General features: G+C 61.0%; 13 protein-coding genes. 8 read left to right on the forward strand and 5 right to left on the reverse strand.

All coding sequences use genetic code 11. The annotated features are described in order from the left end of the window. Positions 1-7 precede the first annotated feature (7 nt). The 4 genes from OU993_RS18845 (at position 8) to OU993_RS18860 (ending at position 3,736) form a co-directional block, all read left to right on the forward strand. Positions 8-958 (forward strand): LysR family transcriptional regulator, encoded by a 951-nt coding sequence (locus OU993_RS18845; RefSeq protein ID WP_268160091.1) that lies wholly within the window; start codon positions 8-10, stop codon positions 956-958. A 113-nt stretch (positions 959-1,071) separates the two neighbouring features. Beyond that, a complete protein-coding gene (locus OU993_RS18850; RefSeq protein WP_268160093.1) occupies positions 1,072-1,830 on the forward strand; it encodes an HpcH/HpaI aldolase family protein in 759 nt (252 codons plus the stop codon). Between the two features lie 11 nt (positions 1,831-1,841). Beyond that, complete coding sequence (locus tag OU993_RS18855) at positions 1,842-2,801, forward strand: C-terminal binding protein (RefSeq protein WP_268160095.1); 960 nt, start codon at positions 1,842-1,844, stop codon at positions 2,799-2,801. Continuing rightward, positions 2,798-3,736 (forward strand): NADP-dependent oxidoreductase, encoded by a 939-nt coding sequence (locus OU993_RS18860; RefSeq protein WP_268160097.1) that lies wholly within the window; start codon positions 2,798-2,800, stop codon positions 3,734-3,736. The genes OU993_RS18855 and OU993_RS18860 overlap by 4 nt, the downstream gene beginning before the upstream one ends. A gap of 47 nt (positions 3,737-3,783) precedes the next feature. Here OU993_RS18860 and OU993_RS18865 read toward each other — a convergent pair whose 3' ends face one another. The 4 genes from OU993_RS18865 to dctP all read right to left on the reverse strand — a co-directional run bounded on the left by OU993_RS18865 (position 3,784) and on the right by dctP (position 7,460). Continuing rightward, positions 3,784-4,491 carry a hypothetical protein gene (locus OU993_RS18865; protein ID WP_268160099.1) on the reverse strand — a complete coding sequence of 236 codons (708 nt, stop codon included), beginning with the start codon at positions 4,489-4,491 and terminating at the stop codon, positions 3,784-3,786. Positions 4,492-4,507: 16 nt separating this feature from the next. After that, positions 4,508-5,818, reverse strand: a complete 1,311-nt coding sequence (locus OU993_RS18870) for a TRAP transporter large permease (RefSeq protein WP_268160100.1) — start codon at positions 5,816-5,818, stop codon at positions 4,508-4,510. 3 nt (positions 5,819-5,821) lie between these two features. Next, positions 5,822-6,334: a TRAP transporter small permease gene (locus OU993_RS18875; protein WP_268160102.1), complete on the reverse strand. Its 513-nt coding sequence runs from the start codon at positions 6,332-6,334 to the stop codon at positions 5,822-5,824. A 148-nt stretch (positions 6,335-6,482) separates the two neighbouring features. Further along, the gene (gene dctP / locus OU993_RS18880; protein WP_268160104.1) at positions 6,483-7,460 is read right to left on the reverse strand and encodes a TRAP transporter substrate-binding protein DctP; all 978 of its coding nucleotides are present in this window, start codon (positions 7,458-7,460) and stop codon (positions 6,483-6,485) included. A 592-nt stretch (positions 7,461-8,052) separates the two neighbouring features. Here dctP and OU993_RS18885 point away from each other — a divergent pair. The 3 genes from OU993_RS18885 to OU993_RS18895 all read left to right on the forward strand — a co-directional run bounded on the left by OU993_RS18885 (position 8,053) and on the right by OU993_RS18895 (position 11,663). Beyond that, positions 8,053-9,699: an AMP-binding protein gene (locus OU993_RS18885; RefSeq protein WP_268160106.1), complete on the forward strand. Its 1,647-nt coding sequence runs from the start codon at positions 8,053-8,055 to the stop codon at positions 9,697-9,699. A gap of 315 nt (positions 9,700-10,014) precedes the next feature. Beyond that, on the forward strand, positions 10,015-10,818 hold the full coding sequence (locus OU993_RS18890; RefSeq protein ID WP_268160108.1) for an ABC transporter substrate-binding protein: 804 nt from the start codon (positions 10,015-10,017) through the stop codon (positions 10,816-10,818). Between the two features lie 170 nt (positions 10,819-10,988). Continuing rightward, the gene (locus tag OU993_RS18895) at positions 10,989-11,663 is read left to right on the forward strand and encodes an amino acid ABC transporter permease (protein WP_268160110.1); all 675 of its coding nucleotides are present in this window, start codon (positions 10,989-10,991) and stop codon (positions 11,661-11,663) included. Positions 11,664-11,783: 120 nt separating this feature from the next. Here OU993_RS18895 and OU993_RS18900 read toward each other — a convergent pair whose 3' ends face one another. Continuing rightward, entirely contained in the window at positions 11,784-12,551 is a 768-nt protein-coding gene (locus OU993_RS18900; protein WP_268160112.1) for an IclR family transcriptional regulator, read from the reverse strand. A gap of 115 nt (positions 12,552-12,666) precedes the next feature. Between OU993_RS18900 and OU993_RS18905 the strand changes: the two genes are divergently transcribed. Next, positions 12,667-14,114: ABC transporter substrate-binding protein (locus OU993_RS18905; RefSeq protein WP_268160114.1), on the forward strand; the 1,448-nt coding region annotated here is incomplete at its 3' end.

Here is a 14,114-nt window from a genome sequence, read left to right on the forward strand (position 1 = left end):
CTCGCGCTTGAACCCGAATCCAATTCAATTGTTTTGCCGGTCCAATCGCAATTTGCTATCAATCCGCATGGAACCTAGACAACTTCAGTACTTCCGCGTGATTGCCGAAGAGGAGCATTTCGGGCGTGCCTCCTCGCGTTTGCAGATCGCCCAGCCGGCGCTCAGCCGGCAGATGAAGCTGCTGGAAGACGAAATCGGGGTGGCTCTCTTCGAGCGCCTTCCTCGCGGCATCCGGCTCACAACGGCAGGCCGTGTCTTTCTCGACCATTGTCGAGAAATCTCGTCCTCGATGACGCGCGCGGTAACGGCAACCCGGGCGACCGCCCTCGGCAGCATTGGCATCCTCAAGGTCGGCTTCATCGAAGTGGCTGCCTGGCAGGGTATTGTACCGGACAGCATAAGACGGTTTCGCGACCGCTTTCCCGCAATCGAGCTCAGCCTCTCGGCCATGTCCTCGGCAAGGCAGTTGCAGTCTGTTCAGGACGGCAAGATTGATGCGGGCTTTGTCTACAATGCCCATGCCGACCGCGACCTCGTGGCGCTGCCCCTTGCGCGACATTCCGTATTGCTTGCCCTCCCGGCCGGCCATCCCCTGGCCGAACAACCGGACATTTCCCTGGCTGATCTGCGCGACGAGGGATTCATCGGATTTCGGCGGCAGGCGAGCACCCGTTACTTCGATGATCTCGCTCAGGCCTTCGCCAAGGCCGGATTCGAGCCGCATATTCTGCAAGAATTGGACAGCGAGCCAGACATGCTGGCCCTGGTGAATGCCGGCGCCGGCCTTGCCTTCGTCAACGCCTGCCAACAGTGGCGCCCACCACCGGGCATCTCTTTCCGTCAGGTGCATGACCTTGCCGTTGATCTGGAGCTGTCACTGGTCCATCGCGCCAACAATGGAGCACCAGCCCTTCGTCACTTGGTATTGATCGTTCAGGAGGAAATCGGAAAGACCTGACGCGAGATCTGTTTTGCGCTTGCCGATGCAATATATTTTATGCTTAAAATTTTATCCTGGTATCGGCGCTAGCGCGATACCCTTCCCTCCATGGCAACCGGATCGAGATCAACATGAGCGGCTTTCGTCAAAAATGCATCGGCTTTGAGCGCGTCGTCGGCACCTTTTCCGCCATCCCCCATCCTGTCGCCATAGAAGTGACGGCGGCTGCAGGCCTCGATTTCCTGTGCATTGACTGGGAGCATTCGCAGATTGGCCGTGAGCGCATCGAGGACCTCGTCCGCGCCGCCGACGTGCACAAGGTGCCCGCCATGGTGCGCGTGCCCGGCCATACGCCGGAATGGATCGCATCGGTGCTGGATGCAGGCGCGGCCGGCGTCCTGGTGCCGCGTGTTTCCACCGCCGCCCAGGCACAGGCCGCCGTGATGGCAACCCGTTATCCTCCTGTCGGCGAACGCGGTGTCGGCCCCGGCCGCGCCTCCGCCTATGGCTACCGGATACCGGACTACCTGAAAGCGGCAAACGAATCCCTGGTTCTGGCGATCCAGGTCGAGACCGCCGAAGGGCTCGCCAACATCGAGGAGATCGTCAAGGTCGAGGGCGTCGATGTGATCTTCATCGGACCCGGTGACCTCTCCGTCTCTATCAATGCCATGGGGCCTGCCGGCGCAGAGAAGCTGAATGCCGCCATTGAGACGATCACGTCGACCGCCCGTGCCGCCGGAAAGGCGGTCGGCATCTTCCGCCCTTCTGCAGACGATGTCGGGAAATGGGCAAATGCCGGCATCAGCTTCTTCATGCTGGCAAGCGACACCATGTTCCTGGGCGCGAGCCTGGCTGCCGGCGCAGCCGTCGCCCGCGCGGCGCAGTAAGGAAGCCCGGGATGAAAATCATCAAGACCGACGGCATGCTGACCGTTGAGGCTGAACAGATGGCCTATCTCGCCGGAATGGATGTCGAATTTGTCGAGAAGACGCTGCTGACCGAAGACGCGCTGATCGCCGAATGCGCCGATGCCGATGCCCTGCTGGTGCTGCGCGAGCCGATCACCGCCCGCGTCCTGGCCGCCCTTCCGAAGTTGAAGGTCATCGGTCGCTTCGGCGTCGGCCTCGACACGATCGATGTCGAGGCCTGCACGAGGGCCGGCGTGCAGGTGACGAACGTCCCCGATTCCAACCTGGATGAGGTGAGCACCCACGCGCTCGCCATGATCCTGGCACTGGTGCGTCGCCTCAAGCTCTACGACACCGCGGTCCGCAACGGTCGCTGGAAGGCGCTCGCCGACGGCGAAGGCATCACGCGACCGGATCGCCAGACGCTTGGACTGATCGGCTTCGGTCAGATCGGCCGCTTGACCGCAAGGAAGGCCGCCGCCTTCGGATACAGGATCGCGGCCTATGATCCGCATATGCCTGCCGATCGCATCGAGGCCGCTGGCGCCACACCGGTCAGTCTCGATGAACTGATCGAGCGTTCCGACATCATCTCGCTGCATGTACCGTTCACACCCGAAACGAGCAACATCATCTCCCGCGAGCGTATCGCACGAATGCGAGAAGGCGCCATCCTCATCAACGTATCACGTGGCGGGCTGATCGATGAGGAGGCCCTTGCCGAGGCGCTGACCTCCGGCCAGATCGCAGCCGCTGGCCTCGACACACTGGCGGCCGAGCCGCCGTCGCCTGATAATCCGCTTCTGAAGCTGGACAACGTGCTGCTGTCGCCGCATGCGGCACACTACTCCACCCAGTCATACGCTGAAGTCCGCAGCAAAGTCTTTGCCGATGTCGCTGCGGTGCTGAGGGGCGAAACGCCGAGATATCCTGTCAACCTGAAGGGATGATACCCGTGCGCATCTGCTTCTACAGGGATTACGGCGGGCCGGACGTGCTGGAATTCGGCGACGTGGATGCGCCGCGGCCAGAGGCGGGACAAGTGCTGGTCCGGATGGCGGCGGCAAGCCTTACGCCCTTCGATTGCAAGCTGCGGGCCGGTGGTCTCAAGGCCTATTTCTCGCCCGCCTTTCCCAACACGCCCGGGCGCGACGGCACCGGAACGGTGGTGGCTCTCGGCCCTGGCGTCGGCACCGTCCAGATCGGCGATCGGGTGTGCGTTATGACGCCGGGCACGAGAGCGCCGGGCACCTGCAGCGAATTGCTCGCCTGCGACATCGGCCTCGTCGTTCCGCTGCCGGACGCACTTTCCATCGTCGAAGGAGCATCGCTGGTGAATGCCAGCCTGTCGGCATGGACATGCGCCGTGCGGGTGGCCGGCGTGAAGGCCGGCGACAAGGTGCTGGTTCACGCCGGAGCCGGCGCCGTCGGCGGGCTTCTCGTGCAGCTCTGCCGGCATCTCGGCGCAGACGTCACCGCTACCTGCCGCTCAACAAACAAGGATTATGTGCTCTCGCTCGGCGCCGGCAAGGCAATTGCCTATGACCAAGACGAATTTACGACCTTGGAGCCGCAGGACATCGTGTTCGACCTGATGGGCGCCGATGTGCACGCTCGCTCCTATCAGGTGCTGAAGCGGGATGGGCATCTAGTCTATCTGACCGCCGCACCCATCGTTGATCGCGGAGCAGAGTTTGGCGTGACCGTCACCCGTGCCATGATCGTTGACGATCCTGAGGCGGTGGCGCCCATCCTGGCGCTGGCAGCCAACGGCAAGATCAAGCCACAGGTCGCGCGCACGCTGCCGCTTTCCGAGGTCGCACAGGCCCACCGGCTGATGGAGGCAGGCGAGGTCACACGCGGCCGCCTTGTCCTAACAATCTGAACGAAAAGGCCGCCAGGCCGGAGCCTCTTTCATGGCTTCCGAGGCGCTCAGGCGTCAGGCAGCACCGTTTCCGTCGCCATCGGATAGTGGAAATTGCCACCTTCGAAGGCCGGAAAAGTGTGGAAATCGGCCCGCATCTCATGACGGACCGGTGATTGCAGAGCTGTCTGCAGGGCCGACGCACTGTCGAACAGGATACGATTGCGCTGGATGTGCGCGACACGCTCGACGCCCTCCAATCCGCCGCACCAATCGACCCTGCTCAGGATTTCGATCCAGCGAATGCCCGGAAACTTGCGCATGATCGGCGGATGGCCGGCAATGTAATGGGAAAGCCAAAGATTAAGGTCGGCCGCCGGTCCGGGATAGTGAACCACGTAAGAGCAAGGCAAACCGCCTTCGCCGAGCGTGACAACGGGGTCATCGACGGGAAACGGCCGGACCAGCATGACCTGCTGGCTGGCCCGCGCCCGCTGCAGGCTTTTCAAGATGCCCGTCACCGCCTGCAAATGCCCGCCGGGCCCTAGTGCCGCCTCCAGGGTCGGCAGATCGGCGAAATGCAGTTGCAGCCCGAAAGGGGGAGAACGGCCGTCGTGATTGAACAGATCCTCGGCGACCTCCGGCGTGTAGATCAGAGCCGAGGTCAGGCCCGGCGTCTTGCCGACAAGCTGGCGCACGTCGGCCAGTTCCCCGGGGTCGATGGTGAGATCGACGCCGGGGGGATTTTCGAAGAAGACGATGAATGCAAAGCTCATAGTGCGTTCCGATCCCTCAGATCAGGCTGGGCAGGAAGAGCGCGATCTGTGGGAAGACCGCGATCAGGAAGATCAGGAACAGCGTCAGCGCGATGTAGGGCGCCGCCGCGAAGGCGACCGTCTTCAGCGACGTTCCCTTCGGCGCAACGCCCAGCATGATGAACAGCAACAGACCGAAAGGCGGGGTGGTGAAGCCGACCTCATAGGCAAGCAACAGCATTAGTCCGAACCAGACGGTATCGAAGCCGTAGGTGACCGCGATCGGCATGAAGATCGGCAGGGTGATCAGCATCATCGACACCTGGTCCATGAACATGCCGAGGATGAGGATCACAACGATCATCATCAGCAGGATGCCATACGGGCCCATGTCAAAGCCGGTGATGAAGGTGATGAAGCCGTTCGATGCACCGGAGAAAGCGAAGATCTGCGAAAAGGTAGTGGAGGCCGAAATGATCAGGAAGGTCATGGCCGTCACCTTCATCGCGTCATCCAGCGACTTCCACACCACGCTCCAGCTGAACTTCCGATAGACCAGCAGAAGCACCACGACACCCAGGCAACCGAGCCCCGCCGATTCCGTCGGAGTGGCGACACCGAGGATGATGGTGCCGACCACCATGAAGATCAGCACCCCCATCGGGATGATATTGACGGCGACTGCCTTCAGCTTCTCCAGGCCAGACGTGGTCGGAACCGGATATTGCGGAGCGGCATCCGGATCGATGAGCGTGTGGACGAAGATCAGCAAACCGTAGAGGCTGACGAGCAGCAGGCCCGGCAAGACCCCCGCAATCAGAAGGGCGCCGACATCGATCTGTGCCAGGGAGCCGAGCAGAACGCCAAGCGAAGACGGTGGGATGATGACGGCCAAGCTGCCCGCGCCGAGGATCGGGCCATAGGCCATGTGCGGCTTGTAGTTCCTCCGCAGCATTTCGGGCGCCATCAGCGACCCCATCATGCCGGTATTGGCAAGGCTGGAACCGGACAAGGCCGCGAAGACTGCACCCGCCCCGAGCACCACATAGGCGAGACGCCCTCTGATGTTGCCGATCGCGAGGTCAAGCGCATAGATGACCTTTTCACCGAGGCCGGAACGGAAGTAGAGACTGCCCATTACGAGGAACATCGGAAGCGGCGCCAGCGCATAGGTGGATACCGCGTCCGAGAAATTGGCGACCATCTGCGTGACGCCCGTGGCCCCACCGAAGAACAGGAAAAGTCCAGCGATATTGGTGATGAAGAAGGCGAAGGCAACGGGCAGACCGAGGCCCATGAAGACGAGGATCGAGCCGATCAGGAACGCGAAGGGAAAAAACCATTCCATCGGTCAAAGTCCTTCAACGTCAAGCGGATTAAGATTGTAGAGCGTGTCGATGCCGAGCAGATACCGGAGCCATTCCAGTGCCGACAGGAAGAAGCCGAGAACCATGGGCAGGAAAACCAGCCATTTCGGCATGTCGAAGGTGCGCGTCTCGTATTCGCCGAGTCGTAGGGCATCGATGCCGGACGTGAGGGCAATGCCCCCGAGATAAAGACACAGCACGATGCAGGTGAGATAGACGAGCCTTTCCAGCAGTCGCCGTGCCGTCACAGGCATGGCATTCCGGAGGAATTCCACGAAGACATGCCCTTTCGTCCGCACCAACCATGGCATGGGGAGGAATGCGGAGTACAAGAGGATGTATTCCGACACGGAGATCGCCCAGGATAGCGGCCGGAACCCCAGATTGCGCATCGCAACGTCTGAGATGACAATGACGATCATCAGAGCGACGAGCACCCTGACAATGGCGGCGAGGGCGGCGCTGAGACCGCCGGATAGATCGAAGAGCGCCTTCATGGATGTAAACCTTTGGCGAAAGCCCGAAACGCAGGATCAGGAAGACATCCGCGCCGACAACAACGCGCAGTTGAGCCGGATCTGAACCGGGCGGTCGATTGAAAAGAGCGGCCCGCCGCTTGCGCGAGCGGGCCTGGACACGAGGCGATCAGGGAAACAGCTTGCGCAGTTGCTCGATATTGGTAGGGTCGCGCTGTGCCATGCGATCCCAGCTAGCCTTGGCCGCCGTTGCCAGGAACTTTTCGCGGCCAGCGCCGGTCATTTCCACGACCTTCTGGCCCTTATCGACCATCTCCTGGGCGAGGCGGGCGGTCTCGGCCTTGTTCAACTCATAGCTTTCCTTTTCGTATTCGATCGCCACCTCGTTCAGGATCCTGCGGGATTCCGGGGTCAGCGAATCCCACTTCTTCTTGTTCATCGAGACGAGAACGTCGGTCTGGAAGAAGGAGGGGTCGATCCGGTACTTGGTGAACTTGTCCCAGCCAAAGGATGCATAGCCCATGACCGGATAGGCATTCGCGTTGATGACGCCGCGTTCAAGCGCGGTATAGACGTCGCCAGCATTCTGGACGATCACTGTGGTACCGAGAGTTTCGAAGAACTGGCGGTAAAGTGGCGACGAGCGGATCTTCAACTTGGTGAAGTCGATCGCGCCATCCGGGGTCATCGCCGGTGCGTCGACGGTGAACATATGGAAGCCCGTGCCGCCATCGATATGCAACAACAAATGCGCGTTCGCCTTCTTGGCGTAGATCTCGTTCAGCAGATCCCACCCACCATTCGCGCGCGATTCCCAAGGGGTAATGGTGGAGGCGGAAAGCACCTCGCCTTCCGGAACCATCTCCAGGTAGAGACCGGCGGGCGTGTTGATCATGTCGATCAAGCCGCTCTTCTGCGCCGTTCCGAGCTGCGGATTCGGGATGACTTCCGGACCACCGCGAACCGTGATCTTGACCACGCCCTTGCCCCGCTCATTGACCTTGTCGACGAACTTCAGAAAGCTCTTGGCATAGCCATTCTGGGCCGGCGTGAAGTGAACGGCATTGATGACGTCTTCCGCGTGGGCGACGGTGCCGGCGAGACCGCTTAGAAATGTCGCGAACGCGATTGCCTTGAAGAAACGCATGTGGAGATCCTCTCTGTAGTTGACCATACCAACGGGATCGCCGACGTCTGACGCTCTCTCGATCCCCTGTTCTTATTGGCTTCCGAGGGGTCTGGCTTTGCCGTCCGCAACGGACCGGTCGTTGCCGGTAGAGGGATTGAACAGCGGGTTTGCGTAAAAAACAAGTTTAAACATAAAATATCTGGTAAATTTTTCTGCGCCGCGCAAGCCGCGCGAGTCCGCCATGAGAAGATGGCCCCGGCAACCCTATAGAAGCCTGCAGCGCCTGCTATGCGCAGAGTGACCGCGTCCGCAAGGACGATCGGTCGATGATGTCATCAGATGCACGTCACGATTCTCGGTCTTACCTTAGCTTCCACCGAAGATGCCGGCAGATTAGCCTGCCGCCTAGAATGTTCGTCATGTCTTACATTGGCGTGCCTCCTGAGTGAAGAATTCCGCACACCAACCAAATAATTCAACGGTTTAGGAGTCCCGTGATTTTCCTTTGACAAGTTCGATGGAAGATATTTTAATCATAAAATAAATTGCGCCCACGACGGATATCAAGGGACCAGCGTTGAGCGATCTTGAGAAACTTCCACCTGATGTCATGTCACAGCGGTCCAATGCGGCACGCAGCCCCTACTCGCTTCTGGTGCGCCAGACTTTGGCGTTTGCGGACAATCCTCTGCTCATTCTGCCCACGGAAGTGGCGCGGCTGTGGGGGCTTGATCGGCGGGTGTGGACCTATGGCGAGGTTCAGACCGAGGTCGATCGGCTCGCCGGTCGCTATCGCGACGCCGGCTACGGCCCGGGCCATCGCGTCGCCGTTCTGGCAGAAAACCGCCCGGCACATTTCATCCACTGGCTGGCACTGAACAGCCTCGGAGTGAGCCTCGTTCCCGTTAATCCGGACTATACCGCCGACGAGCTTTCCTATCTCCTGGAACACAGTGAAAGCGCGCTGCTGGTCACGGTCGAAAGTCGGGCAGCTCAGGTGGCTGACGTCGCCCGATCCTTGAAAGTGCCGGTCATTCTCGATCATGCCGAGACGATCCCAGCAGCGGCCACGGCAGCGGGCCATCCGGTGGACGACGAGTTCGGTGCCGAAGCTGCGCTGATCTACACCTCCGGCACCACGGGGCGGCCGAAAGGCTGCCTGTTGTCAAATGGCTATTTCCTTGCCTGGGGGGATTGGTACACCTCCCAAGGTGGTCTCGTCTCGCTTCAGGCGGGGCAGGAACGGTTGATCACCCCGCTGCCGACCTTCCATGTGAATGCCATGGGCAACTCGTTCATGGGGATGCTGGCATCCGGCGGTGCACAGGTGATCGTCGATCGTTTCCACCCGCGGAGCTGGTGGGACATGGCGATCGAAACGGGCGCGACCTGCTTCCACTATCTTGGTGTCATGCCGGCGATACTTCTGGCGATCGCGCCGTCTGCCAAGGATCGCGCCCACCGCCTCCGCTTTGGAGTCGGCGGTGGCGTGCACCCGGATCACCACGGGGCCTTCGAGGCGCGGTTCGGCGTGCCCTTGCTGGAAGGATGGGCGATGACGGAATCCGGCGGCGCCTGCCTTCTCTGCGCGGTGGATGAGCCGCGCCATGTCGGCGAGCGGTGCCTTGGCCGAGCCGAGCGTGCGGGGCCGCAGATGGAGGCTCGCCTCGTCGATGACGCCGGCAATGACATTGAGGCCGGCGCGCCGGGAGAACTGCTGGTCAGGGCGGCCGGAGCCGATCCCCGCCGCGGACTGTTTTCCGGCTATCTGAAGAACGAGGCCGCAACTGCAGAAATTTGGGCGGGCGACTGGCTTCACACAGGGGACGTGATGCGCCGTGACCTGCTTGGCAACCTCTATTTCGTCGATCGCAAGAAGAACATCATTCGCCGCTCCGGCGAAAACATCGCGGCCGTCGAGGTGGAAGGCGCAATCTCCAGCCATCCCGGCGTGGCGCAGGTGGCCGTCGTCGCGGTTCTCGATCCGCTGCGCGGCGAGGAGGTCATGGCCGTCGTCGTGGCAAAGGACAAGCAGCAGGCGGGGCCGGCACTTGCCTCGGCACTTCTCTCCCATTGTGCCGGCCAGCTCGCCTATTTCAAGCTGCCCGGCTATATCGCCTTCCTCGATACGCTGCCGACGACATCCACGCAGAAGATCCGCAAGGCCGACCTTGGCACCCTGGCGCAAGATCCGATGTCCCATCCCGATTGCCATGACCTCAGGGAGGCCAAGCAGGCACTGCGCATCAGGCATTGAGAGCACCAGGAAGGCCGATGCCATGGTCGACCACGCCACCCTCGGTGCAGCGATTGACGGCTGCGATGGAACGGCCGCTGTTTGCGGGAAGAGCGACAGGGGGATTACGCTTTAAGCTTCAATATTTCTCTTGCTGCATGTGGGAATTTGCCTCACGATCATGGAGGTTTACATGCTGCAACAGACGATCCTTCGCCACCGGGCAGCATTCGGAGGCGCCTTTGCGCTTAGTCCAATACCCGTCATGACGCCGAGACTGAAAACCGATTGGGCGCAGGCGAACCTGCAGCCCTTAAAACAGAGGGAACGACAACGATGGCCAATCACCTTTTCCGCAGAACCTTACTGGGCCTCACGGCGACATTTGCCTTGTCCGTTGCATGCGCGGGCCTGGCCAATGCTGCCGCGCTTGTGATCGGCTCTTATCCGAGCAACCCGCCGTTCGAATATAAGACCGCAAACGGCACGTTTGAAGGCTTCGAGGTCGATATCGCCACGGAAGTGGCAAAGCGGCTCGGCATGACGGTAGAGATTTCCGACCTCGGCTTCCAGGCGCTCTTTGCCGCCACGGCCTCCCGGCGGATCGATGTGGCGATCTCCTCGATCACCATCACGAAGGAGCGCCTGAGCAGCCAGTCCTTTACGCAGGCCTATTACGACGCAGACATGGGCATCGCTGCCCGCAAGGACGGTAAAATCGCGACGCCGGAAGACCTGAAGGGCAAGGTTGTAGGCGTTCTGGCAGGATCGACGGGCGACAAATGGGCAAAGGACAATAAGGAAAAATACGGCATCAGCGACATCAAGAGCTATAACGCGCAGCAGGACATGTTGATGGATCTCGCCTCAGGTCGTGCCGACGCGGCCGTCAGCGACGTGCCCGGAATGGAATATGCCTTCCTCAAGATGAAGGATCTCGCGGTGAAGGTGCGCATCAAGACCGGCGAGCAGTACGGCTTGATGATGACAAAGGACCATCCTCTGCTGGTCAAGGCGAATGATGCCATCACCGCCATGAAGAAGGACGGCACGCTGGCTGCGATCCACAAGAAGTGGTTCGGCAGCGACCCGGTCGCCGGATCGGCCTCCGCCATCGAGCAGCCCCTGCCGAAACCCTGACGGGGACCGGGTGTCCGTGTTTCATGCCGGCCGGAAGCGGCCGGCATCATGCGTCCCGCACAGGCAAGCGGCAGGACCGGCGGTGATCTGCGCTAGGCCGCCGGTCCTGCACGCCTGCGCGGCAAAGATCCGCATCCCTTCTTGATGATGCTTCCCCAAGGTGAATGGGCATGACTCTCCTCGATACATTCTTCAATCTCGAGGTCCTCGGCAGCGCCTTCCCGGCGCTCATGCGCGGCGTGATCAACACGTTTTTGCTCGGTTTTGCTGCCATCGGCGTCGGCATCCCCGCCGGCCTCGTCGTCGGTCTCCTGAGGCTCTACGGCCCGAAGCCTGTGCGCTCCCTTGCGGTCTTCTACATCGATATCCTGCGCGCGACACCGATGCTTGTCGTCCTGATGCTCATTTATTTCGCCCTGCCCTTCGTCGGTATCCGCCTGTCCTCCTGGACCTGCGCCATCCTGGCATTCGCCCTCGTCATGGCGGCCTACATGGCCGAAGTCTTTCGCTCCGGCATCGAGGGCATCGGCAAGGGGCAGTTCGAGGCGGCCGCGGCACTCGGCCTGCCGTTTGTCATCACGCTGCGCAAGGTCATCCTGCCGCAGGCCGTCCGGGTCGTCATTCCTCCGACGACGAACAACTGCGTATCGATGTTCAAGGACACCTCGCTCGCATCGACAGTGGCTCTCGCCGAACTGATGAAGGAAGGGCTCGACGCTCAGGCACTCTACGCCAATCCAACCCCCCTCATCGGGGCAGCGCTGATCTATGTCGCGTTTCTGTGGCCGATGGTGCGACTGGTGGCCATGCTGGAACGCAAGTTCAGCAGGCAGACCCAACGCTAGCCAAAGCCGCTGGCAAGAGCGGCTGGTTGCGGGGCTGATCGTTGCATCTCTATCAGCCCTGGCGTGGTACGAAATTATCTGCGAATGCAAATTTCAGACAGTTCTGGCGAAGGCAACGAATTAGAACGTCGGGTTCTCCAGAAGGGCGCAGTCATTGCTCAGCTGCGCTGCCGATTGCGTGGTCGCGGCGATGTATTCCGCCTCCCGCTGATCGATCTCCTGGAGCGGAGCGACGAGGCAGATGACGCCGATGCACCGACCATCACGGGTGCGGACCGGCGCCGTGACACAGGCAACATAGGGATCGACAAGCCCTCTCGTTACCCAAAAGCCCTGTCGCCGTGCTTCGGCGACTTCCTGATAGAGAAGTTCCGGCGAATAGCTGCGGCCGGTCGGAGAAATGTAATCTTCGGCCGGAATGGACCGCTTCAGATCCTCCAGGCTGTAGCCATCCAGCAGAAAACGTGCGGCGGCGGTGGCCGGCAAGGGGAAGCGCGAGCCTTCCACGGCCGTGCGATAGCCGTGTCCACGTCCTGATCGCGAGATCAGAATCAGCTGCTTCCAATCCTGCATCACGTCGAGTTCGGTGACTTCGCCCGTCGTCCTGGCGAGTTGCGTGACTACCTCTTTCGCCTGGCGGGCCAGCGGCGCGCTGCGATCATAGACCTGCCCCAGCAAGCCGCACAGCCGGCCCGGCACGATCAGCCCGTCAGGCTCCGTCTGCTCCAGGAAGCCTCTAGCCAGAAGCGTGTCGATGATGCTGTAGACGGTCGAGCGGGGAGCGCCGAGTGCTGCCGCGATGCCATTGCGCGTGGCAGGGCGCTCCTGGGCAGCGATTAGATCGAGTACGTCAAGCAGACGATCGGTTCCCCGCGCCCTCATATGCATTTGCAGATACCTCACCTTGACATTTGGAAAGCTTTAAACTTAAACTTACCTTATAAAGATCACATGTCCACTGTAAAGGACATAGCAATAACTATCGATCATAAGGGAACAGACAATGCAATCAGCAGCGAAATTGCCCCGCCTTTCCATGCGCCGTTTCACCACCGCCATGCTGTTCACGGCGCTTATGCCGACAGCCGGCGCCTGGGCCGCGGACCTGAAACTGGCCTACAGCTCGTCGGCGACGTCCATGGATCCGCATTTCCACAATGCCAGCCAGAACATTGCCGTGGCACGCAACATGTTCGAGACATTGACCCAGATGGATCCCGACAGCCGGATCGTCCCGGGCCTCGCAGAATCCTGGACGAAGGTTGATGACCTCACCTGGGAGTTCAAGCTGCGCGCGGCGAAGTTCCAGGACGGCTCCGACTTCACCGCGGAAGACGTTGCCTGGTCGCTGCAGCGGCCGAACAAGATCGAGAACAGCCCATCGAGTTTTGCGATCTACACGCGTGCCATTGCGAAGACGGAAATCGTCGACGCCCATACCATTCGCCTGATCACGACCACGCCCTATCCGCTGCTGCCGGCGGATCTGACCTCGGTCTTCATCGTCAGCGAGAAGGCAAGCGAAGGCATCACCAGCGACAAGTTCGCCACGCCCGAGCACATGATCGGCACCGGTCCCTACAAGTTCGTCAGCTACACGCCGGACGATCGTGTCGAGATGAAGCGCTATGATGGCTATTGGGGCGGCAAGCCGGCCTGGGACAACGTCACCATTCGCTTCATGCCGAACGACGGCAGCCGCATGACGGCCCTGCTCTCCGGCGACGTGAATGCCATCGAGAATGTCCCGACGCCGGACATCGAGAAGGTGAAGGCCAATCCCGATCTGGTCTATTCCGCCAAGAAGACCCATCGCATGATCTTCCTGTTCCTCGACAGCGGTCGCGAAAGCTCACCCGGCGTCAAGGCCGCCGACGGTTCGGCCATTGCCAAGAACCCGTTGACGGATGTGCGTGTCCGCCGCGCAATCAACATGGCGATCGATCGCAAGGCGATCAGCGAGCGCCTGATGATGGGCCTTGCATACCCGACCAACAACATGGCCACCGACCAGATGATGGGCTTCGATCCGGCCCTCGAGACCATTCCGTTCGATCCGGCCGCGGCCAAGAAACTGCTCGCCGAAGCGGGATATCCTGACGGGTTCCGCCTGGTTCTCGGCACGCCAAACAACCGCCTGCTCAACGATGAGAAGGTGGCACAGGCGATCGCACAGATGCTGACGCGGATCGGGATCCGCACGGACGTCGACGCCGTTCCATTCTCCGCGATCAACACCAAGGGCAACAAGGGCGAGTTTTCCGCCGTCATGATGGGCTGGGGTGTCCAGACAGCCGAGGCATCCTCCGGTATTCGCATGATGGTCGCTTGCCCGGACAAGGCACGCGGCTGGGGTGCCGTGAACTGGAGCCATTACTGCAATCCGGCACTCACCGACCAGTTGGTCGCGCTGACGGCCGAGATGGACGATGCAAAGCGCGATCAGATGCT

This window comes from Rhizobium sp. SL86 (assembly GCF_026672545.1).
Taxonomy (GTDB): Bacteria; Pseudomonadota; Alphaproteobacteria; order Rhizobiales; family Rhizobiaceae; genus Neorhizobium.

Coding starts and splice junctions, on each gene's coding strand:
- OU993_RS18850 (WP_268160093.1), top strand. CDS start 1,072: ATGAGCGGCTTTCGTCAAAAATGCATCGGCTTTGAGCGCGTCGTCGGC.
- OU993_RS18855 (WP_268160095.1), top strand. CDS start 1,842: ATGAAAATCATCAAGACCGACGGCATGCTGACCGTTGAGGCTGAACAG.
- OU993_RS18860 (WP_268160097.1), top strand. CDS start 2,798: ATGATACCCGTGCGCATCTGCTTCTACAGGGATTACGGCGGGCCGGAC.
- OU993_RS18865 (WP_268160099.1), bottom strand. CDS start 4,491: ATGAGCTTTGCATTCATCGTCTTCTTCGAAAATCCCCCCGGCGTCGAT.
- OU993_RS18870 (WP_268160100.1), bottom strand. CDS start 5,818: ATGGAATGGTTTTTTCCCTTCGCGTTCCTGATCGGCTCGATCCTCGTC.
- OU993_RS18875 (WP_268160102.1), bottom strand. CDS start 6,334: ATGAAGGCGCTCTTCGATCTATCCGGCGGTCTCAGCGCCGCCCTCGCC.
- dctP (WP_268160104.1), bottom strand. CDS start 7,460: ATGCGTTTCTTCAAGGCAATCGCGTTCGCGACATTTCTAAGCGGTCTC.
- OU993_RS18885 (WP_268160106.1), top strand. CDS start 8,053: ATGTCACAGCGGTCCAATGCGGCACGCAGCCCCTACTCGCTTCTGGTG.
- OU993_RS18890 (WP_268160108.1), top strand. CDS start 10,015: ATGGCCAATCACCTTTTCCGCAGAACCTTACTGGGCCTCACGGCGACA.
- OU993_RS18895 (WP_268160110.1), top strand. CDS start 10,989: ATGACTCTCCTCGATACATTCTTCAATCTCGAGGTCCTCGGCAGCGCC.
- OU993_RS18900 (WP_268160112.1), bottom strand. CDS start 12,551: ATGCATATGAGGGCGCGGGGAACCGATCGTCTGCTTGACGTACTCGAT.